The organism is Acinetobacter sp. P8-3-8 (assembly GCF_000214135.1).
Lineage (GTDB): Bacteria > Pseudomonadota > Gammaproteobacteria > Pseudomonadales > Moraxellaceae > Acinetobacter.
Map to the genome: position 1 here is coordinate 14,213 of NZ_AFIE01000015.1, position 26,767 is coordinate 40,979.

Annotated in this window: 22 protein-coding genes and 1 tRNA gene; 12 read left to right on the plus strand and 11 right to left on the minus strand. The window is 37.8% G+C overall.

The window, feature by feature from the left end:
* Positions 1 to 5 precede the first annotated feature (5 nt).
* A complete protein-coding gene (gene carA / locus GGG_RS0108490; RefSeq protein ID WP_010113868.1) occupies positions 6 to 1,145 on the minus strand; it encodes a glutamine-hydrolyzing carbamoyl-phosphate synthase small subunit in 1,140 nt (379 codons plus the stop codon).
* A 317-nt stretch (positions 1,146 to 1,462) separates the two neighbouring features.
* Between carA and GGG_RS0108495 the strand changes: the two genes are divergently transcribed.
* Positions 1,463 to 1,969, plus strand: coding sequence for a hypothetical protein (locus tag GGG_RS0108495; protein WP_010113869.1), 507 nt, complete (start codon positions 1,463 to 1,465; stop codon positions 1,967 to 1,969).
* Between the two features lie 250 nt (positions 1,970 to 2,219).
* Here the strand turns inward: GGG_RS0108495 and GGG_RS0108500 are convergent, their stop codons facing one another.
* Positions 2,220 to 2,759, minus strand: coding sequence for a DOMON-like domain-containing protein (locus GGG_RS0108500; protein WP_010113871.1), 540 nt, complete (start codon positions 2,757 to 2,759; stop codon positions 2,220 to 2,222).
* 12 nt (positions 2,760 to 2,771) lie between these two features.
* Positions 2,772 to 3,095, minus strand: coding sequence for a ribosome assembly RNA-binding protein YhbY (gene yhbY / locus GGG_RS0108505; RefSeq protein ID WP_010113873.1), 324 nt, complete (start codon positions 3,093 to 3,095; stop codon positions 2,772 to 2,774).
* 198 nt (positions 3,096 to 3,293) lie between these two features.
* On the opposite strand from yhbY, the gene rlmE reads away from it, so the two are divergent.
* The 5 genes from rlmE to GGG_RS0108530 all read left to right on the plus strand — a co-directional run bounded on the left by rlmE (position 3,294) and on the right by GGG_RS0108530 (position 7,929).
* Entirely contained in the window at positions 3,294 to 3,944 is a 651-nt protein-coding gene (gene rlmE / locus GGG_RS0108510; RefSeq protein WP_010113874.1) for a 23S rRNA (uridine(2552)-2'-O)-methyltransferase RlmE, read from the plus strand.
* 179 nt (positions 3,945 to 4,123) lie between these two features.
* On the plus strand, positions 4,124 to 6,013 hold the full coding sequence (ftsH, locus tag GGG_RS0108515; protein ID WP_010113876.1) for an ATP-dependent zinc metalloprotease FtsH: 1,890 nt from the start codon (positions 4,124 to 4,126) through the stop codon (positions 6,011 to 6,013).
* A 148-nt stretch (positions 6,014 to 6,161) separates the two neighbouring features.
* Positions 6,162 to 7,016, plus strand: coding sequence for a dihydropteroate synthase (folP, locus tag GGG_RS0108520; RefSeq protein ID WP_010113877.1), 855 nt, complete (start codon positions 6,162 to 6,164; stop codon positions 7,014 to 7,016).
* 328 nt (positions 7,017 to 7,344) lie between these two features.
* Entirely contained in the window at positions 7,345 to 7,659 is a 315-nt protein-coding gene (locus GGG_RS0108525) for a DUF5713 family protein (protein ID WP_029574507.1), read from the plus strand.
* A gap of 193 nt (positions 7,660 to 7,852) precedes the next feature.
* Positions 7,853 to 7,929 (plus strand) — tRNA-Met (locus tag GGG_RS0108530).
* A gap of 177 nt (positions 7,930 to 8,106) precedes the next feature.
* On the opposite strand, the gene GGG_RS19625 is transcribed toward GGG_RS0108530, so the two are convergent.
* The 4 genes from GGG_RS19625 to GGG_RS0108555 form a co-directional block, all read right to left on the minus strand.
* Positions 8,107 to 8,340, minus strand: coding sequence for a hypothetical protein (locus GGG_RS19625; protein ID WP_034599198.1), 234 nt, complete (start codon positions 8,338 to 8,340; stop codon positions 8,107 to 8,109).
* A gap of 174 nt (positions 8,341 to 8,514) precedes the next feature.
* Complete coding sequence (locus GGG_RS0108540) at positions 8,515 to 9,516, minus strand: hypothetical protein (RefSeq protein WP_138920268.1); 1,002 nt, start codon at positions 9,514 to 9,516, stop codon at positions 8,515 to 8,517.
* A 442-nt stretch (positions 9,517 to 9,958) separates the two neighbouring features.
* Entirely contained in the window at positions 9,959 to 10,327 is a 369-nt protein-coding gene (locus GGG_RS0108550) for a hypothetical protein (protein ID WP_010113886.1), read from the minus strand.
* A gap of 118 nt (positions 10,328 to 10,445) precedes the next feature.
* Positions 10,446 to 12,278 (minus strand): phosphoenolpyruvate carboxykinase (GTP), encoded by a 1,833-nt coding sequence (locus tag GGG_RS0108555; protein WP_010113887.1) that lies wholly within the window; start codon positions 12,276 to 12,278, stop codon positions 10,446 to 10,448.
* A gap of 407 nt (positions 12,279 to 12,685) precedes the next feature.
* On the opposite strand from GGG_RS0108555, the gene GGG_RS0108560 reads away from it, so the two are divergent.
* The 6 genes from GGG_RS0108560 (at position 12,686) to GGG_RS0108585 (ending at position 21,040) form a co-directional block, all read left to right on the plus strand.
* Positions 12,686 to 13,624, plus strand: a complete 939-nt coding sequence (locus GGG_RS0108560) for a diacylglycerol kinase family protein (protein WP_010113889.1) — start codon at positions 12,686 to 12,688, stop codon at positions 13,622 to 13,624.
* Positions 13,605 to 14,369, plus strand: coding sequence for a metallophosphoesterase (locus tag GGG_RS0108565; protein ID WP_010113890.1), 765 nt, complete (start codon positions 13,605 to 13,607; stop codon positions 14,367 to 14,369). Before GGG_RS0108560 ends, GGG_RS0108565 begins: the two co-directional genes overlap by 20 nt.
* 196 nt (positions 14,370 to 14,565) lie before the next feature.
* Positions 14,566 to 14,856, plus strand: coding sequence for a co-chaperone GroES (groES, locus tag GGG_RS0108570; protein ID WP_010113891.1), 291 nt, complete (start codon positions 14,566 to 14,568; stop codon positions 14,854 to 14,856).
* A 133-nt stretch (positions 14,857 to 14,989) separates the two neighbouring features.
* The gene (gene groL, locus GGG_RS0108575; RefSeq protein ID WP_010113893.1) at positions 14,990 to 16,624 is read left to right on the plus strand and encodes a chaperonin GroEL; all 1,635 of its coding nucleotides are present in this window, start codon (positions 14,990 to 14,992) and stop codon (positions 16,622 to 16,624) included.
* 234 nt (positions 16,625 to 16,858) lie between these two features.
* Positions 16,859 to 20,752 (plus strand): YadA-like family protein, encoded by a 3,894-nt coding sequence (locus GGG_RS21350; RefSeq protein ID WP_010113895.1) that lies wholly within the window; start codon positions 16,859 to 16,861, stop codon positions 20,750 to 20,752.
* Positions 20,753 to 20,836: 84 nt separating this feature from the next.
* The gene (locus GGG_RS0108585; RefSeq protein ID WP_010113897.1) at positions 20,837 to 21,040 is read left to right on the plus strand and encodes a hypothetical protein; all 204 of its coding nucleotides are present in this window, start codon (positions 20,837 to 20,839) and stop codon (positions 21,038 to 21,040) included.
* A gap of 582 nt (positions 21,041 to 21,622) precedes the next feature.
* Here the strand turns inward: GGG_RS0108585 and GGG_RS0108590 are convergent.
* The 4 genes from GGG_RS0108590 to betI all read right to left on the minus strand — a co-directional run bounded on the left by GGG_RS0108590 (position 21,623) and on the right by betI (position 26,366).
* Positions 21,623 to 22,417, minus strand: coding sequence for a TorF family putative porin (locus GGG_RS0108590; RefSeq protein WP_010113898.1), 795 nt, complete (start codon positions 22,415 to 22,417; stop codon positions 21,623 to 21,625).
* Positions 22,418 to 22,488: 71 nt separating this feature from the next.
* On the minus strand, positions 22,489 to 24,183 hold the full coding sequence (betA, locus tag GGG_RS0108595; RefSeq protein ID WP_010113900.1) for a choline dehydrogenase: 1,695 nt from the start codon (positions 24,181 to 24,183) through the stop codon (positions 22,489 to 22,491).
* Between the two features lie 77 nt (positions 24,184 to 24,260).
* On the minus strand, positions 24,261 to 25,730 hold the full coding sequence (betB, locus tag GGG_RS0108600) for a betaine-aldehyde dehydrogenase (RefSeq protein WP_010113901.1): 1,470 nt from the start codon (positions 25,728 to 25,730) through the stop codon (positions 24,261 to 24,263).
* Between the two features lie 36 nt (positions 25,731 to 25,766).
* The gene (gene betI / locus GGG_RS0108605) at positions 25,767 to 26,366 is read right to left on the minus strand and encodes a transcriptional regulator BetI (RefSeq protein ID WP_010113903.1); all 600 of its coding nucleotides are present in this window, start codon (positions 26,364 to 26,366) and stop codon (positions 25,767 to 25,769) included.
* Positions 26,367 to 26,767: the final 401 nt, after the last annotated feature.

Consider the following 26,767-nt stretch of genomic DNA (forward strand, 5'->3'; position numbering starts at 1 on the left):
CTTAATTACTTCTTAGATGCTTCAATAAGTTCGATGAAATGATCGAACAATGGGGCACAGTCATGTGGACCAGGGCTTGCTTCAGGGTGACCTTGGAAGCTGAATGCAGGCTTGTCAGTACGATGAATACCTTGGTTTGTACCGTCAAACAATGAGCGATAAGTCACTTTCAAGTTTGCAGGTAAAGTACTTTCGTCGACAGCAAAGCCGTGGTTTTGAGAAGTAATCATCACTGTACCATTCTCAAGGTCTTGTACAGGATGGTTTGCGCCGTGGTGACCATGATTCATTTTCATCGTCTGAGCGCCAGAAGCGAGTGCTAAAATTTGGTGACCCAAGCAAATACCAAAAACAGGTAAGTTGGTTGTTTCAACAATAGTTTTAACAGCTTCAATCGCATAGTCACAAGCTGCTGGATCGCCAGGGCCATTCGATAAGAATACGCCGTCTGGGTTTAAGGCAAGGACTTTTTCAGCAGGTGTTTGAGCAGGAACAACTGTAAGTTTACAGCCACGGTCTGCAAGCATACGTAAGATGTTGGTTTTGACACCGTAATCGTATGCAACAACATGGAATTTAGCTTCAGGTTGTGAAAAACCTTTGCCTAATGCCCATGAACCTTCAGTCCATTCAAAACCTTCAGGATCACAACATTCTTTTGCAAGGTCTAAGCCATTCAAACCACCGAAGGCACGGGCTTTCTCAATCGCTTCTTCTGCAGTAATATTTTCACCAGCAAGGATGCAACCATTTTGGGCACCTTTGTCGCGAAGAATACGGGTTAATTTTCGAGTATCGATATCTGCAATGGCAACCACGTTATGTTGTTGTAAATAGTCGCCAAGAGATTGATTTGATCGGAAATTACTGTGTAATAACGGTAAGTCACGAATGATTAAGCCATTCGCCCATACTTTATGAATGCGGCCAGACTCAACGTCTTCATCATTACAACCAGTATTCCCGATATGTGGGTAGGTTAAAGTTACAAGTTGCTGAGCATAACTTGGATCAGTCAAAATCTCCTGATAACCAGTCATGGCAGTGTTAAAAACGACTTCACCAGTCGTACTTCCCGTAGCGCCGATCGATATACCTTTAAAAACAGTACCGTCAGCAAGGGCTAAAATGGCGGGGGTGCTCAAACCATAGCTCCTGAACTAAAACCACAAAAATAGGGCTGTAAAAAAGCGAGTAGACGAAAAAAAAGGAAGGCTTACTAAATCCTACCCTCCTCATGTCTGCTCGCTTGTAACTTAACAGCACATTATACGCATGAATGCTTTTAAAGTCCATTTTATTTATGCTGAATATATAAGATAAATCCCTTGCTATTTAAAATAATTTCTGTTTCTAAAAAATGTCTTAAATTTGTAAGTATTTTAGAATTGTTAGACAAATCAGAATTTAAAATTTATCTATTCACGTTATTGTTACACCTCACATTCCAGGGGGAATCGAAATGACAACATCTACAGATAAAGATCTAGATAAAGCACCAAAAGCGAAAGCAGCATTGAAAGAAGTTGTAGCTGAAGCGAAAGAAGTTGTAACTGAAACAGCTGAAAATTTAGAAAAATTAGGTAAAGAAGCACAGCAAAAGGTAACTGAAGCTGTAGCAGAAACTAAATCTAAAATTGAAGTTGAAGCAGATCAATTGAATGACCAAGTTCAAGATCAAGTTCAAAACTTTAAGCAGGATCTTGTACAACGTATTGACGTGATCAAAACTCAATTTTCAACTTCACAAAAAGATTTAGTTGAATTGGCTGATTTCTTGAAAACTGAATTGAGCCAACTTGTAAAAGAGTTGACTGAAGTAGGTAAAGAAATTCGTCAAGACGTTACACAAATTTCATCTAAGCACAAAGAACAGTTATCTGAAACATTCAAACGTTCTAAAGAGCATACTTTAGATGCGTGGAAAAAAGTTGCTGCAAAAGTTGAAGAAACAACGTTGAAAAACTAAGCATTAAAAAGCCTCTGAACGTTCAATATTTGATGTTTAGTGATATTTGCTAATGTTTAAAGGAAGGGCAGATCATTGTTGATTTGCCTTTTTTTATGATCTTTTTATGAGTAAATAACAGAAAATATTGATAATTGAAGATAATGTAGTGAAAGAAGTAGGCATTAAAAACTCAGCAATAAAAACAAGCAATAAAAAAGTGAGGTCATTTGCCTCACTTATTTACATGTATTTTTAATGCAATTCACAATTAGAAGATATGTAGCCAATCACGCTTATTATGAAAATCAGCCTGTTGTCCACTATGTTGCATAGCAAAAAACTGTTGACCTTGTGTTGTATCCAACACAGCACTTAAACCTACAAATAAATCTGACCATTTCAATTTGTTGGCTAACATAAACTCAGTTAAATCTAGACTCACATTTAAACCATAATGAGTACGTTTTAACTGATTTAGTTCAATATCATAAGCTGCTTTAGGCGGTATTTCTTCAGGATAACGATATTCTTCGAATTGGTAAGCTTGCCATGCTTGAGAAGGAGAGAGATTAATTTCACGATAATAATCTTCGCCTTGAACACCAATAAAAATTTCAAAACAAGTTTTTTCCCAAAGGAAATCCATACGAGGGTTGGATGAAACCATGTCAGGGTAAATAATCAATTGATTCGGGTCGCGCAGCCAATATCCGACATTTAAGGTGTAAGGGCTGTTTTGCTCAATTGCGCCAACCAAGGAAATACTTTGAAAACGACGATCAAAAGCATTTAACTCATAACTTGCCATGAAGATTCAGTCTTAATTTGAAAGATGAGCGTGACGAACTAAATTGGATAACTTAGGGTTTTGCTTCGGTGCTTTTTTGTAAAGCAAAACAATTTTACCAATGGTTTGTACCATTTCAGCGCCAGTGATCTCAGCAATTTCAGTCATTGTTGCTGCGCGCGCTTCACGATCTTCACCAGTGACTTTAACTTTAATCAGTTCATGATCATTTAAAGCACGGTTTAATTCTTCAACGACACTTTCAGTCAAGCCTTTATCTCCAAGCATTACCACTGGATTTAAAGCATGTCCGATTTGACGTAAACGCTTACGTTCTTGGATAGAGAGAGTCGCCATAAAAATAACCTAATTCTAAAAACGACCTAGTATAACAAATGCCGTATCACTGCGCTGTAAATTCTGTAGAAATAATCGATTAAGTTGATTCATAAAAATCATGCCAATATCTATGTATTTAGATACAGATGCCTACTGCAATGGCAAAGTTTTTCACGTACAATCAATAATGATTGATTTATTTGTATTAAGAGAGTTATGGCTACACGCATTACCAACCAAAAGTTATCTAAAAGTAGTCGTGCGTGGATGAGAGAGCATCTAGATGATCCTTTTGTAAAAAAGGCTCAGAAAGAAGGTTATCGCGCTCGTGCTGCATATAAGCTACTTGAAATTCAAGAAAAATATAAAATGATTAAACCGGGAATGACGGTTGTCGACTTAGGCGCAGCTCCAGGAAGTTGGTCACAAATTGCTGGAAAATTGGTCGGCGACAAAGGTTTAGTTATTGCCTCTGATATCTTAGAAATGGACGCTTTACCCGATGTAACCTTCTTACAAGGTGACTTTCGTGAAGAAGAAGTTTTCGAAAAATTGTTAAATATTTTAAATGGACGCACTGTAGACGTTGTAATTTCGGATATGGCCCCCAATACATCAGGTAATAGGGCTGTAGATCAACCTCGCCAGATTTACTTGTGTGAATTAGCATTGGATTTTGCCAATAAGGTTTTAGGACCAAAAGGGCAGTTTTTAGTGAAAGTTTTCCAAGGTTCTGGTTTTGATGAGTTTCGAAAGCAAGTTGTGGATAGTTTTGAAGTCTTAAAAACAGCAAAACCCGCTGCTTCACGCGCACGTTCAAAAGAAGTTTTTTTAATTGGACAAGGCCGTAAAAAAGTTTCGCAATAACTGTCCGTTTTAAGGTATGTTCTTAGTTGGTGATGAATTGCCAACAAAAGCTTGCCAAGTTGTTAAAAATTGTGCATTTTGTACGTTTTTAATCATTATTGCGAAATTCATTACTCGCTTTTTGTTACGATCAAGCAAGATTGAGCCTGATCAAAATAGTTATATATGGGAATAAAGCTTTGAGCGATTACTTCAAAAATGCCGTATTGTGGCTTGTAATACTGGGTGTGCTGATTCTTATCTTCAGTAACCTCAGCGACCGCAGTAAGCCATCTGCGATGAATTATTCTGAATTCATTGTAGCGGTGAATGCTGGCCAAATTAAGCAAGTGACCATTGATGGTGAAAGAATAAGTGGCGAAAAAAGAAACGGTACACCTTTTGAAAGTATTCGCCCAGCGGTTCAAGATCCTGAATTGATGCCGAGCCTGATCAAAAATAACGTTGTTGTTGAAGGTACTGCACCTCAACGTCAAGGTTTATTGATGCAGCTTTTAATCGCAAGCTTCCCTGTACTTCTGATTATCCTATTGTTCATGTTCTTTATGCGTAACATGGGTGGCGGTGCAGGCGGTAAAAATGGTCCGATGAGTTTTGGTAAATCTAAAGCGAAAATGCTTTCAGAAGACCAAATTAAAGTGACCTTTACTGATGTCGCTGGTTGTGATGAAGCGAAGCAAGAAGTTGTTGAAATTGTTGATTTCTTAAAAGATCCTGCAAAATTCAAACGTTTAGGTGCAACTATTCCTAAAGGCGTATTGATGGTAGGACCTCCAGGTACAGGTAAAACTTTACTTGCTAAAGCGATTGCTGGTGAAGCAAAAGTTCCATTCTTTAGTATTTCTGGTTCTGACTTCGTTGAGATGTTTGTCGGTGTTGGTGCATCACGTGTACGTGATATGTTCGAACAAGCAAAACGCCATGCACCATGTATCATCTTCATTGATGAGATTGATGCAGTGGGCCGTCATCGTGGTTCAGGTACAGGTGGTGGTCATGATGAGCGTGAACAAACACTGAACCAAATGCTTGTGGAAATGGATGGTTTTGAGGGTAATGAAGGTATTATCGTCATCGCTGCAACAAACCGTGCAGATGTTCTTGATAAAGCATTGCTACGTCCGGGACGTTTTGACCGTCAAGTAATGGTTGGTCTTCCAGACATTAAAGGTCGTGAACAGATCTTGGCTGTGCATTTGAAAAAATTACCATCTGTTACTGGTGTAGATCTTAAAGTTCTTGCTCGTGGTACACCGGGTTTCTCTGGTGCACAATTGGCAAACCTTGTTAACGAAGCTGCGTTGTTTGCTGCACGTCGTAATAAGAATACTGTCGATATGCATGACTTTGAAGATGCAAAAGACAAGATTTATATGGGACCTGAACGTAAATCGATGGTAATTCGTGAAGAAGAACGTCGTGCGACAGCTTACCATGAAGCAGGACATGCAATCGTTGCGGAGATTCTTCCAGGTACTGACCCAGTGCATAAAGTAACGATTATGCCACGTGGTTGGGCACTTGGTGTGACTTGGCAGTTGCCTGAACACGATCAAACCAGTCATTACAAATCGAAGATGTTGAATGAACTTTCAATCTTATTCGGTGGTCGTATTGCTGAAGAAGTGTTCATTGACCAAATGTCGACTGGTGCTTCAAATGACTTTGAGCGTGCGACCAAAATGGCACGTGCAATGGTCACTAAGTATGGTATGTCAGATAAAATGGGCGTAATGGTCTATGAAGATGAAAACCAGAATGGTTTCTTTGGAAATGTCGGTAGCCGTACTATTTCTGAAGCGACCCAACAACAAGTTGACCAAGAAGTACGTCGTATTCTCGATGAACAATATAAAGTTGCTCGTGATATCTTAGAAAATAACAAAGATATCGCACATGCGATGGTAAAAGCGTTGATGGAATGGGAAACCATTGATCGTGACCAAATCCGTGACATCATGGAAGGTCGTGAGCCTCAACCACCTAAAGTTTATGTTGCTGAAAATCCTGTGATTGATGTAACGCCAACAGATGGTCCATCAACTCCACCGCCATTACCAGCGACTTAATATTTAAAATATTCAAAAGTAGCCAGAAAGAGTCTCAATAGAGGCTCTTTTTTTATGCAAAAAATACAGCATTATGAAAACAATTCAACTTGTATGGTATTGGAATTGATAAACTGAGCTTTCGTTAAATAATGAATAGGTACATGACATGCAACTTATGCCACTTCCTCAGCAAATTTTGCAATGCGGACATCTAAGTTTGGACTTATCACAAGCGCATGTCATGGGGATTCTCAATGTAACGCCTGATTCATTTAGTGATGGCGGAAAACACAATCAAAAAGATCAAGCGGTTGCTTATGCACTACAAATGATGGCAGATGGCGCAACGGTGATTGATATTGGTGGTGAGTCTACACGCCCAGGAGCATCACCTGTTGATATTGAAGAAGAAATTCGCCGTGTGATTCCTATTGTTGCTGAGTTGGCAAAACATCATGTTGTGATTTCAATTGATACTTCACAACCAGAAGTGATTCGTGAGGCAGTAAAGGCGGGTGCACATATTTGGAATGATGTGAGAGCATTAACACGCCCAAATGCCTTAGAAACAGCAGCTGAGTTAAATATTCCTATTATTATTATGCATATGCGCGGTGAACCCACCACGATGAATCAGCTTGATCAATACCAAGACGTCACTCAGGATGTTATCGCAGAGCTTCAACAGCGTGTAGAAGATGCATTACAAGCAGGTGTTAAAGCTGAAAATATTATGATTGATCCGGGGTTTGGTTTTGCAAAAAATGCGCAGCAAAACTTAAAACTTCTTAATGAATTTTATAAACTGAATGAGATGGGCTATCCAATCTTATCTGCGCTTTCGCGGAAACGTTTTATTGGTGAAGCATTAGATGGTGCGGATGCACAAAGTCGTGCTGTAGGCAGTGTTACTGCGCATTTGTTGAGTATCCAGCAGGGTGCTTGTATGGTGCGTGCGCATGATGTAAAAGCAATGTCGGATGCAATAAAAGTATGGCAGGCGATGAGTGCTGTTGCATAATACAAATTCGGAAAATTATTTAAAGCATGTGCATCGTTTACATGCTTTGAATGATTTGGTTTACTCAGCTTATAAATGAATTTGCCTAGAAATCTAAAACTAAAAAATTGTATTTGAATCTATTTAATATAATTTAGGAATAAAGCCTCCAGTTAAACATTTGACTTTCATAATCACAATGCATGGTGTTTTGTCGAGATGCTAATGTGAATTAGCGCTAAAGAGGATAATTTGCAAAACCAATCAACTTTGTTTCTTCTTAGCTTGGTGAATTGTATGCTTTGTGTTATATAAGCGTGTTGATTGATACGCTGTATTTTAGGTTGCTATGTTTAACGATCTACTCCTCCCAATGTTCGATGATGAATATTATCCCGACATTCTTGTCGCTGAAGTAAAACAGTTGATAGAAAAGTTTGCTAAAAAGGTGTCTAAGAATAGTTTTAGTGATACTGAAATTTATTCTTTGGCGAATTTAACTGTAGTTGAAATTAATGAAATGAAGCCACAGTTTGAAGACCTTGACTCTTCATTAGATGATACTGCTGCTGACTATATCGCAGAAGCGATGATGATGGTGGTTCAAAATCAAGGTTATCTAGATATTGAAATGGAAGAGCTTATTGCAAATAGAGAGTGGTGAGCCATTCTCTATTTTTAATTTGCTATCTATGCTGTGTAAATTGAATGCTATTTTTTAGCTTTGTGTCTGATAAAATAGATAAATATGTATTAATTTTAAACATTTAATTATCAATTGTTTAAAGCATGACCATTAGAGCGTGCGAGTGCTTGACGAAGCATACGGAACTTTAGATAATGCGCACACAGTTTAAGGCTATGTAGCTCAGTTGGTTAGAGCACCGCACTCATAATGCGGGGGTCACAAGTTCAAGTCTCGTCATAGCCACCATTTTTATAGACCATGCTCACCGCATGGTCTCTTTTTTTGTGCAAAATAAAAGTGATAACAAATCACTTGGGTATTTGTAAGTTTTCGATTTTTTTTGCACTAATTTATACTTTATTTTGCACTGGAATTTTATAAGTTATTTTGCACTAAATTGAGTTAGTGCAGAATAAATAAGAACTATAAACCTAAAGCGTATTTCCACATTTCATTCAACTTTTTTTCTTCTAAATTCAGCAAGGATGCCATCGTTAGAATAGATTCACTCATTCTTTCAAAAGTCTGAGCATCTTTATATTCAACAGTTATTGTCTTACGAGTTTTAGTATCTTCAATGTTAGCAATAGCAATGTCGTCATCTAAGCCATACTCAATCAGTGTGAGCATGAACTGACGTCGTGTAAGAGGCTTCATTATCCATGTAAAATACCGTCCCATTGCTTCAAAGAAAACAAGTTCAAGATTGAGGAGTATCTAACGTGCTTCTATCATCCTTTTTTTCTTTCTTAGCCATAAAGTCAACAATGCCAATATCTTGATATTGGCATTGTTGACTTTATATGGTAGGTGGAGCGAGTTCCATTTATATTATTTATGTCGAAGAACACCACGTGGTTCAAACATCTGATCACCAATAGAAAAAAAGTTTTTTCTCTCATTAGCATCATGCAAAGCAATTGATATTACGTGCCATGAGTTTTTAGGAACTTTTTCTGAATATAGTAAGTTTCTAATACCCCAAAAGTTATCAAACATAGTGGCAACATTTACTACAATATTGCTAATTTCATATTTATAACATTCAGCAAGTGTTTTCGAGTTCTTTGAAGGTAAATTATCTTTTAAGCTTATATTGTATTCAGGTTCAAAAAAACGAATAATTGCAGCCTCAATAATCGAAATTTGCTGTTTTAATGGTATTTTCCAATTCAAAGTATTCATAGTTCGTTGATAATCTTCGAGACCTGAAATTGCACTTTCATCATTTGGATTAGATGCTGTAACAAAGTGAGCATTTCCAAACTCAAACATACCTATAAGAACATTACGATCAGGTTTTGTTGCATTACTTTCAGCTAATATTTTCTGTAATGTTGAGTGATTTCTTATCCGATCCATAGAGTTTCTATTTGCCGCATTTCCAAATGCTTGACCAACATAAAGAACTTTGTATTCAATTAAGTCTTCTACCTGAAAGTAAAATCCAATTTCATTTGCATTTATAGCTCTAGAAACATGCTTATTGGAATCAAGGATTTCTAATGCAATATGTGGATAATCACTTATTCTTACAGACACCTCATTTTCAAGCAACTCAAGAGGTTTATCAAATTGAGAACCAACTGGAACTCTTTTTTGAGAACCATTAAATCTATACAATAGATCCATAGTCATTTTAACTTCTTTATTGGAAATTTCACTCACACTCAAAGAGTTGGGGTCAATAGTTGCTTTAGGAACATCAACAATAAAATAAATATGGCTATTGTTAACAGTTCTTTGACTTTCTTCAGGAAGATTATAATGCAAAGCATTTGCTGATAGGAAAACAAAATTTCCTGTTGGAAATTCTATTGCAAAATTAGTCATATAATGTTTAGTCATTTAAATTGTTTTCAAAAGTTAAGGATTAGTGGTTTTTAATTACAAAAAATTATCATTAAATTAAAATATATTGGAAGAATTTTATCAAGGCATCCTTTAAATACCTAAAATATTAATATTAAAAAAACCCTATAATTAAAGTACCAATGATCCATTATCTAATTCACTGAAGATATGAGCGTCACACTCCTCCATATCAGCAGTTAAATCTACTTGTGCTGATAAATTACCGCTTTCAGATTCAATTAGTAGCGATTCAAGGTGTTGTGAAGTTAACCCTATTTGTTGGATGATCGGGTTGATTAATAAACCCAATCTATGCGGTTTACTGAATATTTCTAATCATAGCCTTACTTAACTGCCTCAGTTTTATATTACAACTTAAATTAAAACATATAAAAAAAGCCGCTTACGCGGCTTTTTTTGATTAGATTTCGATTCCGCCGAGCTGTTGGCAGTTCACAGGAGTATTCCATTTTACAGCAGTACCCCAAACCACTGGGCGTACAATACGCCAAGGCCAGAAACCGAATCTTTGGCTAGCGTTGTAGTTAATGACTACGTTACCACCAACTTGGTGTGTACGCTCTGCAAAGCGAGGGTAGAGTTCTTCTACGCTACCATAAGTACCCTTAGCCACCTTAACACGTTTCATGATCTGAAATTGACTAGAATCAGGTGTGCCTTTAATTGCACAGATGTGTGGAGTTGCTTGTTGTTCTACTGTTTCAGTGTTTGCCATAGCAATGCTAGATAAGCTGAGTAAGCAGATGGTTGTAGTGAGTGTTTTTAGCATGGATTTCCCCTTTGTTATGCTTTGTTTTGAAAGTAAAAGTTATAAAAATTATCAAATTTATTAAAATATTTTGAAAAAAGACCGCATGTGCGGTCTTTTTTATAGTGCTCTTTATGTCTTAAGCAGACTTTTGAACAGCTTCTAAAAGTTCATTTTGACGTGTTTTAAGTGCAGCTGGTAAGCGATCGCCAAGTTTGTTGAATAACTCAGTGTGGCTTTCAAGTTCTTTTACCCATTGCTCTTTGTCTTGTGATGTTACAAGGTCAAATTGCGCTTTAGTAAAGTCAGAACCAGTCCAGTTCAATTGTTCGTAAGTTGGTACACGACCAATTGGTGTGTCAATTGCAGTAGCACGACCTTCACAACGGTCAATGATCCACTCAAGAACACGCATGTTTTGTCCGAAACCAGGCCATACGAAGTTGCCTTCAGCATCACGACGGAACCAGTTCACATTGTAGATACCTGGAAGTTTGTTACCAGCAGCTTTCGCTTTAGCAGCAACTTCTTCACCAAGTTCTAACCAATGAGAGAAATAGTCAGCGATGTTGTAGCCAGCAAATGGAAGCATCGCAAATGGGTCACGACGTACAACACCTTGTTGACCCACAGCAGCAGCAGTTGTTTCAGAACCCATTGTTGCAGCTTTATACACACCATCAACCCAGTCAAACGCTTCTGAGATTAAAGGTACTGTGTCGGCACGGCGACCACCGAAAATGAATGCAGAAATCGGTACGCCTGCTGGATTTTCCCAATCAGCATCAATAGAAGGGCATTGACCAGCAGCTACAGTGAAGCGAGCATTTGGATGAGCTGCTTTTTCTTCACCAGTGTGCGGTTGGCCTTTCCAGTTGGTTAGGTTAGCAGGAACTTCTTTAGAAAGACCTTCCCACCAAACTTCGCCATTGTCAGTTACAGCAACGTTTGTATAGATCACATCTTTATGAAGTGTAGCCATACAGTTTGGATTAGTTTTGGTATTTGTACCCGGTGCAACACCGAAGAAACCAGCTTCTGGATTGATTGCATATAAGCGACCATCTTCACCTGGTTTGATCCAAGCAATGTCATCACCTACAGTTTCAATTTTCCAGCCTTCATAGCCTGCTGGCGGAATCAACATGGCAAAGTTTGTTTTGCCACATGCAGAAGGGAATGCAGCTGCGATGTAATGCTTTTCACCTTGAGGATTTGTCACACCAAGGATCAACATGTGTTCAGCCAACCAACCTTGTTGACGACCCATAGAAGATGCAATACGTAAAGCTAGGCATTTTTTACCTAACAATGCGTTACCGCCGTAACCTGAACCATAAGACCAGATTTCACGAGTTTCTGGGTAATGCACGATATATTTTTCTGGGTTGCAAGGCCAAGCAACGTCTTTTTGACCTTCAGCAAGTGGCGCACCTACAGTGTGTACGCAAGGGATGTATTCGCCATCTGTGCCAAGTACGTCGTAAACAGCTTTGCCCATACGAGCCATTTTACGCATACTGATTGCAACATAAGGAGAATCGGTTAACTCAATACCGATGTGAGCAATATGAGAACCTAAAGGACCCATAGAGAAAGGTACAACATACATTGTACGACCTTCCATTGCGCCATCAAATAAACCGTTAAGACGAGCACGCATTTCAGCAGGAGCTTCCCAGTTGTTTGTCGCACCAGCATCTTCTTGTTTTTCAGAACAGATGTATGTGCGACCTTCAACACGAGCTACGTCAGACGGGTCAGAATTCGCTAAATAAGAACCAGGATGTTTTTCTTGGTTCAAAGCTTGCATAGTGCCGTTAGCGATCATCAAGTCGATATAACGTTGATTTTCTTCGTCGCTTCCGTCACACCATTCAATTTTTGCAGGTTTAGTCAATTTAGCAATTTCTTCAACCCATGCAATGAGCTTGGGATGACGAACGAATTCTGGTGCGTTCACTTGGGTCATGGTGAGGCCTATCTTAAATGTGTACAATTTTATGTACAAATAATAATCTAAATGTGGTGTTACTACATTCAGATTCAAGTATGAAAAAAAGTGGCTGTATTAAAGCATATATTCACAAAAAAAATAAGACTAAAGCCGTAAAAGATACCAAATGTAATAATTCGATTAAATTATTGAATATCAATAATAAAGTGTTGAAAAAGGGGTGAATATTGTGTTATTTATATTTATTATGAATGGTATTTTAATTGTAAATAATAATATTTTACAATGAGTTAATTTTATATCATGGTTATATTTTATTATTGATTAAATAAATGGTTGTGATTCAAATTTTACATAAAGGGGCTATCATTTGTTTACAAAATCGGCAAAATTAATGGGAATACTTCAAAATAATCAAGCCTATGCGTAAAGATCTTAAACCTCTTTCAATGATTTATAATGAGAAATCAGGCTTTCATGCCAATCAGAAAGAAGACATCTATGAGCAACTCATGACCATTTGGTCTGCGTATGGGTTTGAAATACAGGTTTTCGATATTGGATCTGAACCGAATATTGAAACATTAATGAAAAAAGTATTTGAGCGACATCAACGTTATGATCATAAAGGTGTGGTCGTTGCAGCAGGCGGCGATGGTACTTTAAATGCTGTCGCTTCACAAATGTTACATCAAAAAATTCCAATGGGTATTTTGCCATTAGGGACATTTAATTATGTTGCACGAGTTTTAAATATTCCGCTGGATATTCTTGACGCGGCAGAGGTCATTGCAACGGGTACACCACGTGCTTCGCATGTTGCGTGTATTAATGATCAGATTTATTTAAATAATGCCAGTTTAGGGCTATATCCTTTATTCATAAAGAAAAGAGAGGATTACAATCGCAAATTTGGTCGCTTTACTTTAAATGCATACACTTCGGGTTTGGATGTACTGATTCGTGATCGCAAAGAATTAAAACTGGAAGTTGAAGTAGATGGTGAAAAATATCCTGTTAAGACACCTTTAATTTTTTTTGGGAATAACCAATTACAACTGAAAGAGATGAAACTCAAAATTGCCAAATGTGCAGAAATTGGTGAAATCGCAGGTGTTGTGATTGCCAAAGGAGATAAGCTGACATTATTTAAAACATTAATACAGACAATACGCGGGCAGTTAGACCAAGCTTCCGATGTGTATAGTTTTGGTGCGCAAAGCGTCATTGTTTATTCAAAAAAGCCTAGACTGACGGTTGCTGTCGATGGTGAAATTGTATCTATGAATACGCCTTTAAAACTTCATGTTGAAAAAAATGCTTTAAATATTATGGTGCCTTATGTTGTTGCATCTGTCTGATTTACATTTTGGAACTGAGCGTCAAGAATGCATCAAAGCAATACAAAGGTTTTGTTTAGAACAACAACCTGAAATTGTTGTGGTGAGCGGAGATCTAACACAAAGGGCTAAATTTAAAGAATTTTTAGCGTGTCGTCAGTTTTTAGACAGTTTGAAAATACCTTATTTTGTAGTACCTGGAAATCATGATATTCCGTTGTATCATGTGTGGAAACGTGTTTTCCGCCCGTTTGGCTTATATCAACTCTTTTTTGGTAGTTTAGAAAATACGTTAAAAACTGAAAACTACTATTTAATAGGAATGAATACGATTCGACGTCGTTATCATACTCGAGGGCATATTTCTTTAGCGCAAATTCAGAAAGTGAATCAACTCTTATCTAATGCGCCTGCTGATCAATTGAAAATTATTGTCAGCCATCAGCCTTTTTATATTTCCAATGAAAATCATCATTTAAAAGATTGTCCCGCATTGGGGAAGTTTGCCATAAAAGAATGGGGGCAACACCAACTTTATGCTTTGTTGCATGGACATTTACACCTTGTTGATGTTTATGATTTAAATCAAGAGTTTGCTTTAAATCTAAAGCATCCAGTCTATGAGGTTCATGCAGGCACAGCTGTTTCCAAACGGTTGCATAAAAATATACCGAATAGCTTTAATGTGATTCATAAAGATGGCAGATTTGAACATTATTTTTTCAATGAACAATTGCAGGAATTTATTGTCAAAACAGCACAGTAAATTTTTAGATTGTGTTGATTTGATTTGAATGAGTAAAAAAAATACAAATTTGCAAAATATTTTTAAGTTTTCCCCTTGAAGCCTATATTTCCATCCCCACAAAAGTGACATACAAATATTTTGTCGATGACCTAGGAATAAGAAGTCATCTTCATCTAGTAATCAATGGCACTTTGAAATGCCTATGGAGTTTGAAATGAGCAACATTCGTCCTTTACATGATAACGTTGTGGTTCGTCGCGTAGAAAAGGAAACTAAAACTGCAGGTGGTTTGATTCTAAGCACTTCTGCTGCTGAACAACCAGCTCAAGGTGAAGTCCTTGCTGTAGGTAACGGTAAAATCACTGACAATGGTGTTCGTGCATTAGACGTAAAAGTTGGCGATAACGTATTGTTCGGCGCATATGCGGGTACAAAAGTTAAAGTAAATGGTGAAGAACTTCTTGTGATGAAAGAGTCTGATATTTTAGCGGTTCTAGAAGGTTAATTTAAACCTGAATAACTTTTTCATGCTTTCAAATCATGTTGATTTTCTACATTAAAGAAAACAAAGTGAAGATGAAAAAGTTGAATCTATTTAAAATCAAATCAGTAAAAATTTAAGAATATTGGAGTTTAGCATGTCAGCTAAAGACGTAAAATTCGGTGATTCAGCGCGTTCGAAAATGATTGCTGGTGTAAACACACTTGCAGACGCAGTAAAAGTAACTTTAGGCCCTAAAGGTCGTAACGTTGTAATCGACCGTTCTTTCGGTGCACCGCACATCACTAAAGATGGTGTAACTGTTGCTAAAGAAATTTCTCTTAAAGATAAATTTGAGAATATGGGTGCTCAATTGGTTCGTGAAGTTTCTTCAAAAACCAATGATATCGCAGGTGATGGTACAACAACTGCAACTGTACTTGCTCAAGCCATTTTAAATGAAGGTATTAAGTCAGTAACAGCGGGCATGAACCCAATGGACTTAAAACGTGGTATTGATCTTGCTGTACGTGCTGTTGTTGAAAACATCAAAGCGACTGCAAAACCAGCGTCTGATACCAAAGCAATTGAACAAGTAGGATCGATCTCTGCAAACTCTGACGAAACTGTTGGTAAGTTGATTGCGCAAGCAATGGAACGTGTTGGCAAAGAAGGCGTGATCACTGTTGAAGAAGGTTCAGGCTTTGAAGATGCACTTGACGTTGTTGAAGGTATGCAGTTTGACCGTGGTTATATCAGCCCGTACTTTGCAAACAAACCAGAAACGTTAACAGCTGAACTTGAAAACCCATTCATTCTTCTTGTTGATAAAAAAATTAGCAATATCCGTGAATTGATTGCAGTACTTGAAGCTGTTGCTAAAACAGGTAAACCACTTCTTATCATTGCTGAAGATGTTGAAGGCGAAGCTTTGGCTACACTTGTTGTAAACAACATGCGCGGTATTATCAAAGTATGTGCTGTTAAAGCACCTGGTTTTGGTGACCGTCGTAAAGCAATGTTACAAGACATCGCGATTTTAACGGGTGCTACTGTTATTTCTGAAGAAGTGGGTATGAGCTTAGAACAAGCTTCTCTTCAAGATTTAGGTACTGCGCATAAAGTAACAGTTTCTAAAGAAAACACTGTGATTGTTGATGGTGCAGGTAATGCAGCGCAAATTGCTGAACGTGTTACTCAAATCCGTGCGCAAATTGAAGAATCTACGTCTGAATACGACAAAGAAAAACTTCAAGAACGTGTTGCTAAATTAGCAGGCGGTGTAGCTGTAATCAAAATTGGTGCAGCAACTGAAGTTGAAATGAAAGAGAAGAAAGACCGTGTTGACGATGCACTTCACGCTACACGTGCTGCGGTTGAAGAGGGTGTAGTTGCGGGTGGTGGTGTTGCACTGGTACGTGCTGCGTCTGCACTTGATGGTCTTACTGGTGCAAATGATGACCAAAATGTAGGTATCAACATTTTACGTCGTGCGATTGAAGCGCCTTTACGTCAAATCGTATCTAACGCAGGTGATGAGCCATCAGTTGTGATCAACGCTGTGAAAAATGGTGAAGGTAACTTCGGTTATAACGCTGCGACTTCTCAGTATGGCGACATGTTGGAAATGGGTATTCTTGACCCTGCAAAAGTAACGCGTTCTGCACTTGAGCATGCTGCATCTGTAGCGGGTTTGATGTTGACAACTGAATGTATGATTACTGATATTCCAGAAGACAAACCAGCGATGCCTGATATGGGCGGCATGGGTGGTATGGGCGGAATGATGTAATTCATTCTAAGCTCTGCTTCATAAAAATCCCTGCTTTTTAGCAGGGATTTTTTATCAATATTTAAATTTCCTGAACTTTAAAAATTTATTCTCAAAAAAGAAGTAACGAAATTCATTGATTAAATTACATAATAAAACTAGTATTTTATACTATTCAGTAAGTGTGTCATTTCTATATTTAAAAGGCACAAAACAAAAAATTTAATAATCGATAAAACTTTGGGAATTATATTGATGAAGTTAAAACAAACTACACTCGTATTAGCATTATCTTCAATAACAGGATATGCCGCAGCAGACCTTACTTATCGGACTGCCTATGATCAAAATTTAGGAAATAATTATCAACAAACCCAAGGAACAAGTAATTACCAATCTAACCCCAATTTTAATATGTACGATAATAATTACCAATACGATAACTTAAACTCAAATACTATTTCTTCTGTAGGAACGAAAATAAAAGGAAGTCAAACGTCTAGTTCAGGACAAAATTATCAACAATATAGTTATGATGAAACACGTCGGGCAGATTTAAATGGAGGGAGATATTATTCATCAAACCAAGTGGGTGAAAATGAACTTTCACATTATGAAAACATTAATAGCGACTTCAACAGCACAGGTAAGGTTACACGTAAAGCCAATACTCAGGTCAGATTAGATGCAAGTGGTAATGAAATTGCAAATTCAGAACGTCGTTTAAATGATTCATCATTTGATTTTGCTGCAGATGATTTAACAAAAGTTAAAGATGCGAGAAGTCGTACTTATTATAGCAGTCGATCAAATACGAAATATTCAGATAATGTCGCATTAGATACGCTGAATGAATCGCAAAACCAGCAATCAAATTTTAATAGTATTCAAAAACTTGATGCAAATGGGCAACCCGTTATAGAAAGTGGTGCTCATGTTTATATTGCTAATGGTGGAGCTACCCAATCTCAATCTAAAAATGCCACATATAAATCTACGACTAACCAAGATGGTAAAATCATTAGCCGTGACCCAAATAAGGTTTTAACCAATCAAGAAAGTTCATCAAGTGGAAGCAGTACCGAGGTTGCTTATGCAACTGATAGTCAAGGACAATTCGTAGCAATTCAAGTGAGTTCTGATCAAAGATATTTAGAAAAAGAATCTACAGTTACGAATAGAAAAAATTCAGATTCAAGTCATAATATTGTTTACGATGATTCATCTTTAGTCAAGGAAAGTAGAAAGTCGTCAAGCCTGAATGAAGTAAATAGAACTTCAGTATGGGATGGATTTAATGCAATAAATAATACTTCTACGGATACAACATATGTTAAATACCAAGATGGTGCGCAACCCATAGGTACAGAAGAAAGTTCTAAAACTCTTCGACATAACGCAAATCGTCAATTGCAAACAAATATAAATGGGGAGTTGGTCTTAACCAATAATCAACCTATTACTGAATTTACCATTGAAAATAAATCTTCTGAAGAATTATATCAGGCAAATTATCAAGCAACACATCATGCCTCTGGGGATAAACAAGGGCAGGATTATGAAATCCTTAATAATGGTACAAACAGCCGTTATTCGGATACCGCTACCCAAAAGAGAACTAAATCTGCGACATATAATGAAGTTAAAAATTATGCAGATGGTTTTGTTGAACATGCGATAACAGCAGCAAATGGCTCAGCAGAATATAAAAAGAGCATGCAGGAAAATATTGAAGTTGATCGAACTATAAATCAGCAATTGAATGTCGATCTACAGCAGTTAAGAAGCAAGACAGTAAGTACTGAAAATGCCTCTGGAACAAATCAACAGAATATTAAAGCGGGTAGTATTAATAAAACCATTGGTAATTATGGTTCATTATCAGGCGGTTATTTAGATCCTAATCAACATATATTGTTAAATCCAGGGCAAGACGTGACAGAGAGTAATGTTCGAAGCTGGGTTGATGAAAATGGTACTCAGCGCCACTATGTCGTTCTTGGGACTGATTTAGAAGGTAAAGAGATTCGAAGTGAAGTTACTTTAGAAAATGCATCAGAAAATAAAAGCATTCAAGTCGATACTGTTTTTAAAGCAAAAAACTCAAATCATAAATCTGAACAAGTGAATTATGGGCAAGAACTGGCTTACAATTTAACCGAGCAGGATCATGTAGATGAATCTGAAACATCAAAAGATGGTCAGATTATTTATGGATCAAATAAATCGGATAAAAATAAAACCATAAAATTATATTCTGCAGGAAAAAATGCATTAGATCGTGAAATTCAACAAGCCTACAATACTCAAAATATGTCGAGTAATTTAGTGTTAGATGAACAAGGTCAAGTTGTTATTAAAACCATTAATACATCTGATACCGCAGCTAAGGTCTTATTACAGCAATACCAAACTGGACAAGAAAAAGTATGGAACTATTCAAGCCAGATTTCATCAAACCAAAAAAGTACAGATGCTAACGGAAAAGTTCTCAACTATGATAATCAATCAAAAGATTTAGACATTGTGCAGTATGCGCAAGGAAAAAATATTTTAGATCGAACAATTAATACTTCTTCTACTCTGGATGTGCTGAGTAATCAAAAATTGACTTCTACAGCACCTTATTATGGTGTTGATGAAAATGGTACTGATTTGTCAATCCGAAATGGTGTCCTAGCATATGATGAGCATGGGAGAGAAGTGAAAAGCACTCAAGTATTAAAAACAACGGATGTAGATGTTGTTAACCAAAATACGAAGAGTAAAAAAGTAGCTGAACAAGTTTATCAGTCTGGTGCTATAACATATAAAAAGTCTGAACAAAATCAGCAAACCAATCAAGATACCTTCGCAGATGGTTATGTTGCTCGCTCAGAATCAAAAAGTACAAATGATGTCACGTTGTATAATCATAATCAAAGTGATAAATATCGTGATGCAGCCACGACAGTGGAAGTGAGTACGAATAATAAAATTTATGATTTTAATGAAAATGGCGAATCAGTCGTAAAAGGTACGATTGAAACAACATCAAGCGATAAAACAACTGCTGTGGATTACCAAAAAGGCAAAAATGCTTTATCAAGTTCATCGCTAAATGAATCTTCTTATACACATAAAAATGTTCTAGATGCGTCAACCACAGAAACAAAGGGAACTACGAAGTTAGAAAATTTGGTCTATCAAGCGGATCAAAAAATATCAGAGCAAACTACATCGGAATTCAATACTGACACTAAAGTAACCAATAAAGATCAATCAGGTTCGACATATACAACATCAAGTATTTCGAATGAGACAGTAAACAATACTGATATGGGATTATTAGCTTCTCAAGCTGTGTATTCGAAGAGAAATATTCAAAATGTTGAAGCCAAAAAAACCACAACAGTAGATGGTAAAATCACGACACAAAATATTATTCGAGGTTCAGATGTTGAGAACCGTACGGATCAAAGTTTTACTGAGAAAGTATACGGTTCAGAGAATATTCTTAATTCGGACGGTGTAAACACAACAGTAGCGAATGCGAATACGAGAGTTGTTGATAAATTTGGAATTTTAGAATCAGATACTTCAAATCTTAATACGACTTCAACAGCAAAAGATGGATCAGCAAAGTCTGTAGCAGAAACTCGAGTAGATAACGTATCAGGCGTGTTATTGAGCCAAGACATTGTTCAAAAAGACGCATCAGGTAAAGAAACAAAATCATCTATATCCACAACTGTCAAAGCTGGAGAAGTATCTGTTGGTGATGTAAGGCTCTCTGCACAGGGTGTAGATGCAGGAAATAAAGTCGTCTCTAATGTTGCCAATGGCGTTGCAAATAATGACGCAGTTAATATGGGGCAATTCCGATCTTATACTGCAGATTTAAATCGACGTTTTGATGATGTTGAAACGAATGCGTATCGTGGAGTAGCTATCTCACTTGCAGCACAACAGGCTGTACCAAATATGAAACCAGGTCAATTTGCTGTATTTGGTGGCATGGGGCATTATGAAGGGCAATCAGCAGGTGCTCTAGGTATAACGAGTATACTTGAGGATGGACGCACATCTTTTAGTGGCGCATTTGGCGTTGCTGGTGGCGGTGAAGTTGGTGGAAGAGTCGGAGTTTCTTACGTTTTTGGTGGGAAATAAGAAAGTACAATGAGTATATAACCAAAACAAAATATTAGGTATATACTCAAAAGACAATGATTATAATGCTATAGGAGCCAAACCATGCCACTCAAATTTGTGATTCGATTTGCGAGTGTTCTTTTTTCAGTTTTGATATTGACGGCTATTGGCATTCACTCTTTATTTCCAAGTCAATTAACGATAGTTGCATGGATTTTCACTGTTCCAATCATACTTGCAATTCCAATTTTAACATCGGTTGCTTTCGCTAAAGATGAAGAACTGTGTATTCCGATTGATCAGTAAAATTTAAATTATGTCTTGTTTTGTCTTGTCCTGAAATAGATAAAAGCTCATTGAAAAATGGGCTTTTCATTTATTTATACTTTTTTAACTATACGTATAGGTTTAAAGCATTATTTTATTTTCAGAGTATTAACCTAACGATTTGATTCATTCTAAATAAAAACTGCTATCTGAAAATAGCAGTTTTGTGGTTCTAATGGACTCAATAAAAATAGATTAACGTCAGTTCGGGATAAACTTTGATGTAAGTTATTGAAAAGATAGATCAGGCAAAGCGGAGTCTTACCGTTTAAAAGTCAAATGCAAGGATTAACCCACTTCGTCTTGCACTTCGCTTGAAATATATTTCAATCTTGTTCAGGTTCGACCTGAGAGGTACTACCTCGCAAGGCTTTCGGGATGAGTGGCACTGCCACGCAAGGGCAAAACCATCTGTCAGTCGCCAACTCGACAGATACTATCAAGTACCTAATATATCGCAAAAACAGTATATTGCAGATGTAGCCTGGCCTCGAACAATGCGACTGACGTTTCCGCGTATCAGATAGTTGAGAACATATCTTATCTCGAACTCAGGTTAGATTAAAAACTTTTGGTCACAGAAAAAGTCACAGTTGAATCGATAGGATCGGAAACACGAGCGTTTGGATTACCATTACTATATTCTTTGTAGTAATCATCTTTATCCCAAGCTTTACTATAGATTAAGCTCGCCGCAAGATTATATGGAAGCGCTTTATTCAGGGCTAAACTTGCATCTTGGAAATTCGCTGCTGAGAAATTTTTAATGCGCTGATTACCATAATGGGCATCCATCGACCAACCTTGTGTGATCGGTTGATGCCAGTTGACATCTAAGTAACCAGAACCACGAGAATGTTGATTTGTACCGATGCCTAATGTGTCGGAATTATTCCCAAAATAATCCTGAGTATAGGTGATGGCGTATTTTACTGTTAACGGCCCATACCCAATTTCGGGGATGATTTCACCATAATCAAAGCGTGTATGCCCTGTATCAGCAGCCGTCTTTGCATCTAAATAATAGTAATAAGCAGCGGTAACACCTAAAGTAAAATCACCCAAATGATGATAATAACCTGTATAAAAGTCCCACTCTACAGATCCATCACGAACAAAATCATCACTAATGGTTGAAGCCCATGTACCCATAAATACACCACTTGGATGCGTATAATCTAAGCCACCTTGCACCGCAGGGTTTCCCCATGTTTGTTGAAATCCTCGCGAAACATATTGACTCGCAAGTGTCAGATTCGCACTGAATGGAGAGGTTGCTTCAACCGTGGTGGTTTCAGAAGCATGAGTTGTGTGTAGGCAAAACCCCAAAGCAAATGTGAGTAAAAGTTTTTTCATTTTCTTCCCTAAAATGATCAGCACCCTATATAAAACGCTATATCAATAAGATGCTGATCTTTGAATATATCTTATTGAAATGGACGCATCGGTGCTTGTCGTACAGGTGCAGTGCCTGCTTTAAAGTAAGTTGCCTCGGAGCGTGGCAGAGTTTTGCCACGGATTTGATCTGCAATTTTTTCTGCCATCATAATTGTGGTGGCGTTTAGATTTCCTGTGATAATGATCGGCATGATTGATGCATCGACTACACGCAGACCTTGTACGCCATGTACACGACCTTGACCATCAACTACAGCCATATCATCTTCCCCCATTTTACAGCTACAAGATGGATGATAAGCCGTTTCAGCATGTTCTCGAACAAATGAATCCAGCTCTGCATCGGTTTTTAATTGCATGCTTGGGCTGATTTCTTCACCACGATAAGGATCAAGCGCAGGTTGATGCATGATTTCACGAGTGAGGCGAATACCGTCACGGAACTCACGCCAATCTTGTTCAGTGGACATATAGTTAAACAAGATACTTGGATGTTCAAAAGGGTCTTTGGACTTTAATTTAATTCGACCACGAGAAGGCGAGCGCATTGAACCGACATGCGCCTGAAAGCCATGTTCTTTCACGGCATTACTGCCATTGTAGTTAATTGCGACAGGTAAGAAGTGATACTGAATATTAGGCCATTCAAATTCATCAGATGAGCGGATAAAACCGCCAGCTTCAAACTGGTTACTTGCACCAATGCCTTTACCTAGAAATAACCATTCTGCACCGATGGCAGGTTGGTTATACCATTTCAATGCAGGGTAGAGAGAAACAGGTTGCTTACATTTATATTGTAAGTACATTTCTAAATGATCTTGCAAGTTTTCACCGACACCTGCTAAGTCTTGTACGACCTCAATATCCATAGATTTGAGCAAGGTGCTTTGTCCAACCCCTGAACGCTGTAAAATCTGAGGTGATGCAATTGCACCTGCACAAAGCAAGACTTCACGTTTAGCATAGGCTTGTTTCATATTGGCTTGATCAGCACCAATAATATATTCCACCCCAATCGCTTGTTTATTATTAAACAAAATTTTGTTGGTCATAGCATGGGTGATAATGGTTAAGTTTGGACGATCCTTTGCCATGTCGAGGTAACCACGTGCGGTACTCGAACGACGACCATTCGGCGTTACAGTACGATCCATTGGACCAAAGCCTTCTTGTTGATAACCATTTAAGTCATCAGTACGGGGATAACCTGCTTGTACTCCTGCTTCAACCATGGCGTTAAACAGGACATTATTTCCTTGTTTTGGTGTTGCAACAGATACAGGGCCATGATCGCCATGATATTCATTTGCACCAATGTCACGGGTTTCAGCTTTTTTATAGTAGGGTAAGCAGTCGGCATAGCTCCAATTTTCAAGCCCTTTCAAACTTGCCCATTGATCTAAATCCATAGCATTACCACGGATATAGCACATCCCATTGATGAGCGATGAGCCGCCTAAGCCTTTACCACGACCGCATTCCATACGGCGATTGTTCATGTGGGGTTCAGGATCAGTTAAATATGCCCAATTATAGCGACGACCTTGCAATGGAAATGCTAAGGCTGCAGGCATTTGTGTACGGAAATCTAAGCGATAATCTGGGCCACCAGCTTCTAATAATAAAACCGAAACATCTGCATCTTCGGTTAAACGTGCAGCAAAGACATTACCTGCCGAGCCTGCACCAATAATAATATAATCGTATTCTTGCTTATTCATAATCTGCCTTTATTTGTTGCAAGATCAACTGAATATGAGGATTCAGTTGATCAAGTGAAGATAAAGCGCAATGCTTTTTAAAAGATGCTTTGGAAATCACCAAGCTCAACTTGAACGGATTTGATACGTGTGTAGTGAGAAAGGGTAGAAATACCATTTTCACGGCCTACACCAGATTGTTTATAGCCACCTACTGGCATCTCAGCAGGAGATTCGCCCCATGTATTGATCCAACAAATTCCTGCTTCAATTTGATGAATAATGCGATGTGCTTTGTTAATGTCAGGGCTTACGACGCCTGCTGCTAAGCCAAAAGTAGTATTATTTGCACGTTGAATGACTTCATCTTCAGTTTGATAACTTAGAATACTCATTACAGGGCCGAAAATTTCGTCCTGTACAATGCGCATATCATCATGGCAGTCGGTAAATACTGTGGGTTGGACATAAGCGCCTTGAGCCAATTCACCTGTTGCACGCTCGCCACCAATCAGTAATTTAGCGCCTTGTTGCTTACCTAATTCGATATAAGACAACACTTTTTCCATATGAGGAAAACTGACCAGAGGGCCAAAGTTGGTTTCGGCATGCATTGGATTGCCAATACGAATCCGTTTAACACGCTCTACAACTGCGATTTCAAAAGCTGCTTTTAAAGACTCAGGTACAAAGACACGTGTGCCGTTGGTGCAAACCTGACCTGAACTGAAGTAGTTTGCCATGACTGCAATATCGGCTGCTTTATCGATATCGGCATCATCACAAATGATCAGTGGAGATTTTCCACCTAATTCCATGGTGATTTCTTTTAGGCTAGAAGCGGCAGCACTTGCCATGACTTTCTTGCCTGTTTCTACACCACCAGTAAACGAGATTTTTTCAATTGCAGGATGCTCAGTCAACCATTGACCAATGTCACGACCAATGCCTTGTACAACATTAAAAACACCATTTGGCACACCAGCTTCAGTATAAATTTCTGCCAATTTATACGCAGTTAAAGGTGTTACTTCACTGGGTTTAAAAATCATGGCGTTGCCTGCAGCAAGTGCAGGAGCAGATTTCCACAAAGCGATTTGAATTGGATAATTCCAAGCGCCAATTCCAGCCACGACACCCAAAGGTTCACGGCGAGTATAGAAAAAGCTACTAGTACGCAAAGGGACTTGTTCCCCTTGAATTGCAGTTGCTAAGCCTGCGTAATATTCAAGTACATCAGCGCCAGTCACAATATCAACAGTTGATGTTTCGCTATACGCTTTACCTGTATCTAATGTTTCTAGTTGAGCAAGCTCGTCATTACGTTCACGTAAAATATCTACCGCACGACGCAAAATACGTGAACGTTCCATTGCCGTCATGGCAGCCCAGACTTTTTGTCCTTCTTTGGCACTTTGTACAGCTTTTTCAATATCTTGTTGCGAAGCTTGTTGAATGGTAGCAATCACTTCGCCGTTGGCTGGATTGATACTCTCAAAAGTTAGCCCACTGCTGGCAGGGGTATATTGACCATGGATGTATAATGGATGAACGTGCATATCATGCATGCGGTTTCTCCTATTTATTCACGAAGTTCAACTCGTTTAAGCTGTATCTCTAAGTTGTATAGCTAAATAGTTATAAGCAATCAGGCGAGCAGATTGACTATCAAATCGATCATGTTGATTTAAACCACCACGTAACCATAGTCCATCAATCAAAGCCGCTAGACCTGTAGCAGCAATATCTGCTTGATCATTGGGTAACAATTGAAGAAATTGAAACTTTAAATTGGAATATAAACGTCGATCATTCACTCGTTGTAAACGTGCAAGTTCAGGACTATGCATACTCGCTGACCAAAAATCTAACCAAACTCGCATTGCCATTTTATTGACCTGACTGAGGTCAAAGTTGGCATGAATAATGGCTTTGATATATTGCTCTGGTTGAGCACCAATCACATCGGCTTTGTATTGCTGAGTGGTCTGATGTAGCCGTTTGAGCATTTCACGCATACACATTGTCATGAGTCCTTGTTTGTCACCAAAATAATGACTCACGATACCTGTAGAGAGTTGCGCTTTTTTTGCAATTTGAGCAATCGTCGTATTGGATAAACCAACTTCATAAATCACTGCAAAAGCTGCATTGATAATTTCTTCACGCCGCTCATGTTCGGGTTTAACTGTGCGCTTTTTCATGCTCTTTGCCATAACTCACTAAAATTAAAGGCGATAATAAAACATTTAGAGAACAGAACAAGTAGTAATAGCGATTCATAATACCCTTTATTGATTGAACGTTCAATCAATAAAGGGTATGCTATTTGCAAAAGCGTTTTTACATAATGCTTAACAGTATCATCAAACAATACTGTTAAAGTGTTGTAATAATGATCAATATTGTTCGTTATATAGAGGAGATGAGTTGTTATTGTTTTTAATCAAAGTATTGATTGTATTTAAATTAAAATAAAATTTTGATTAGGTTTATCTCAATATTTATCCATTGATTTAAAGCTCATCTTTTATTGCATAACCTTTCAGGTGTCATGTTTGCTTCGGGAACATTTATAAGTAAACAAAATGGCATATTTATCTAA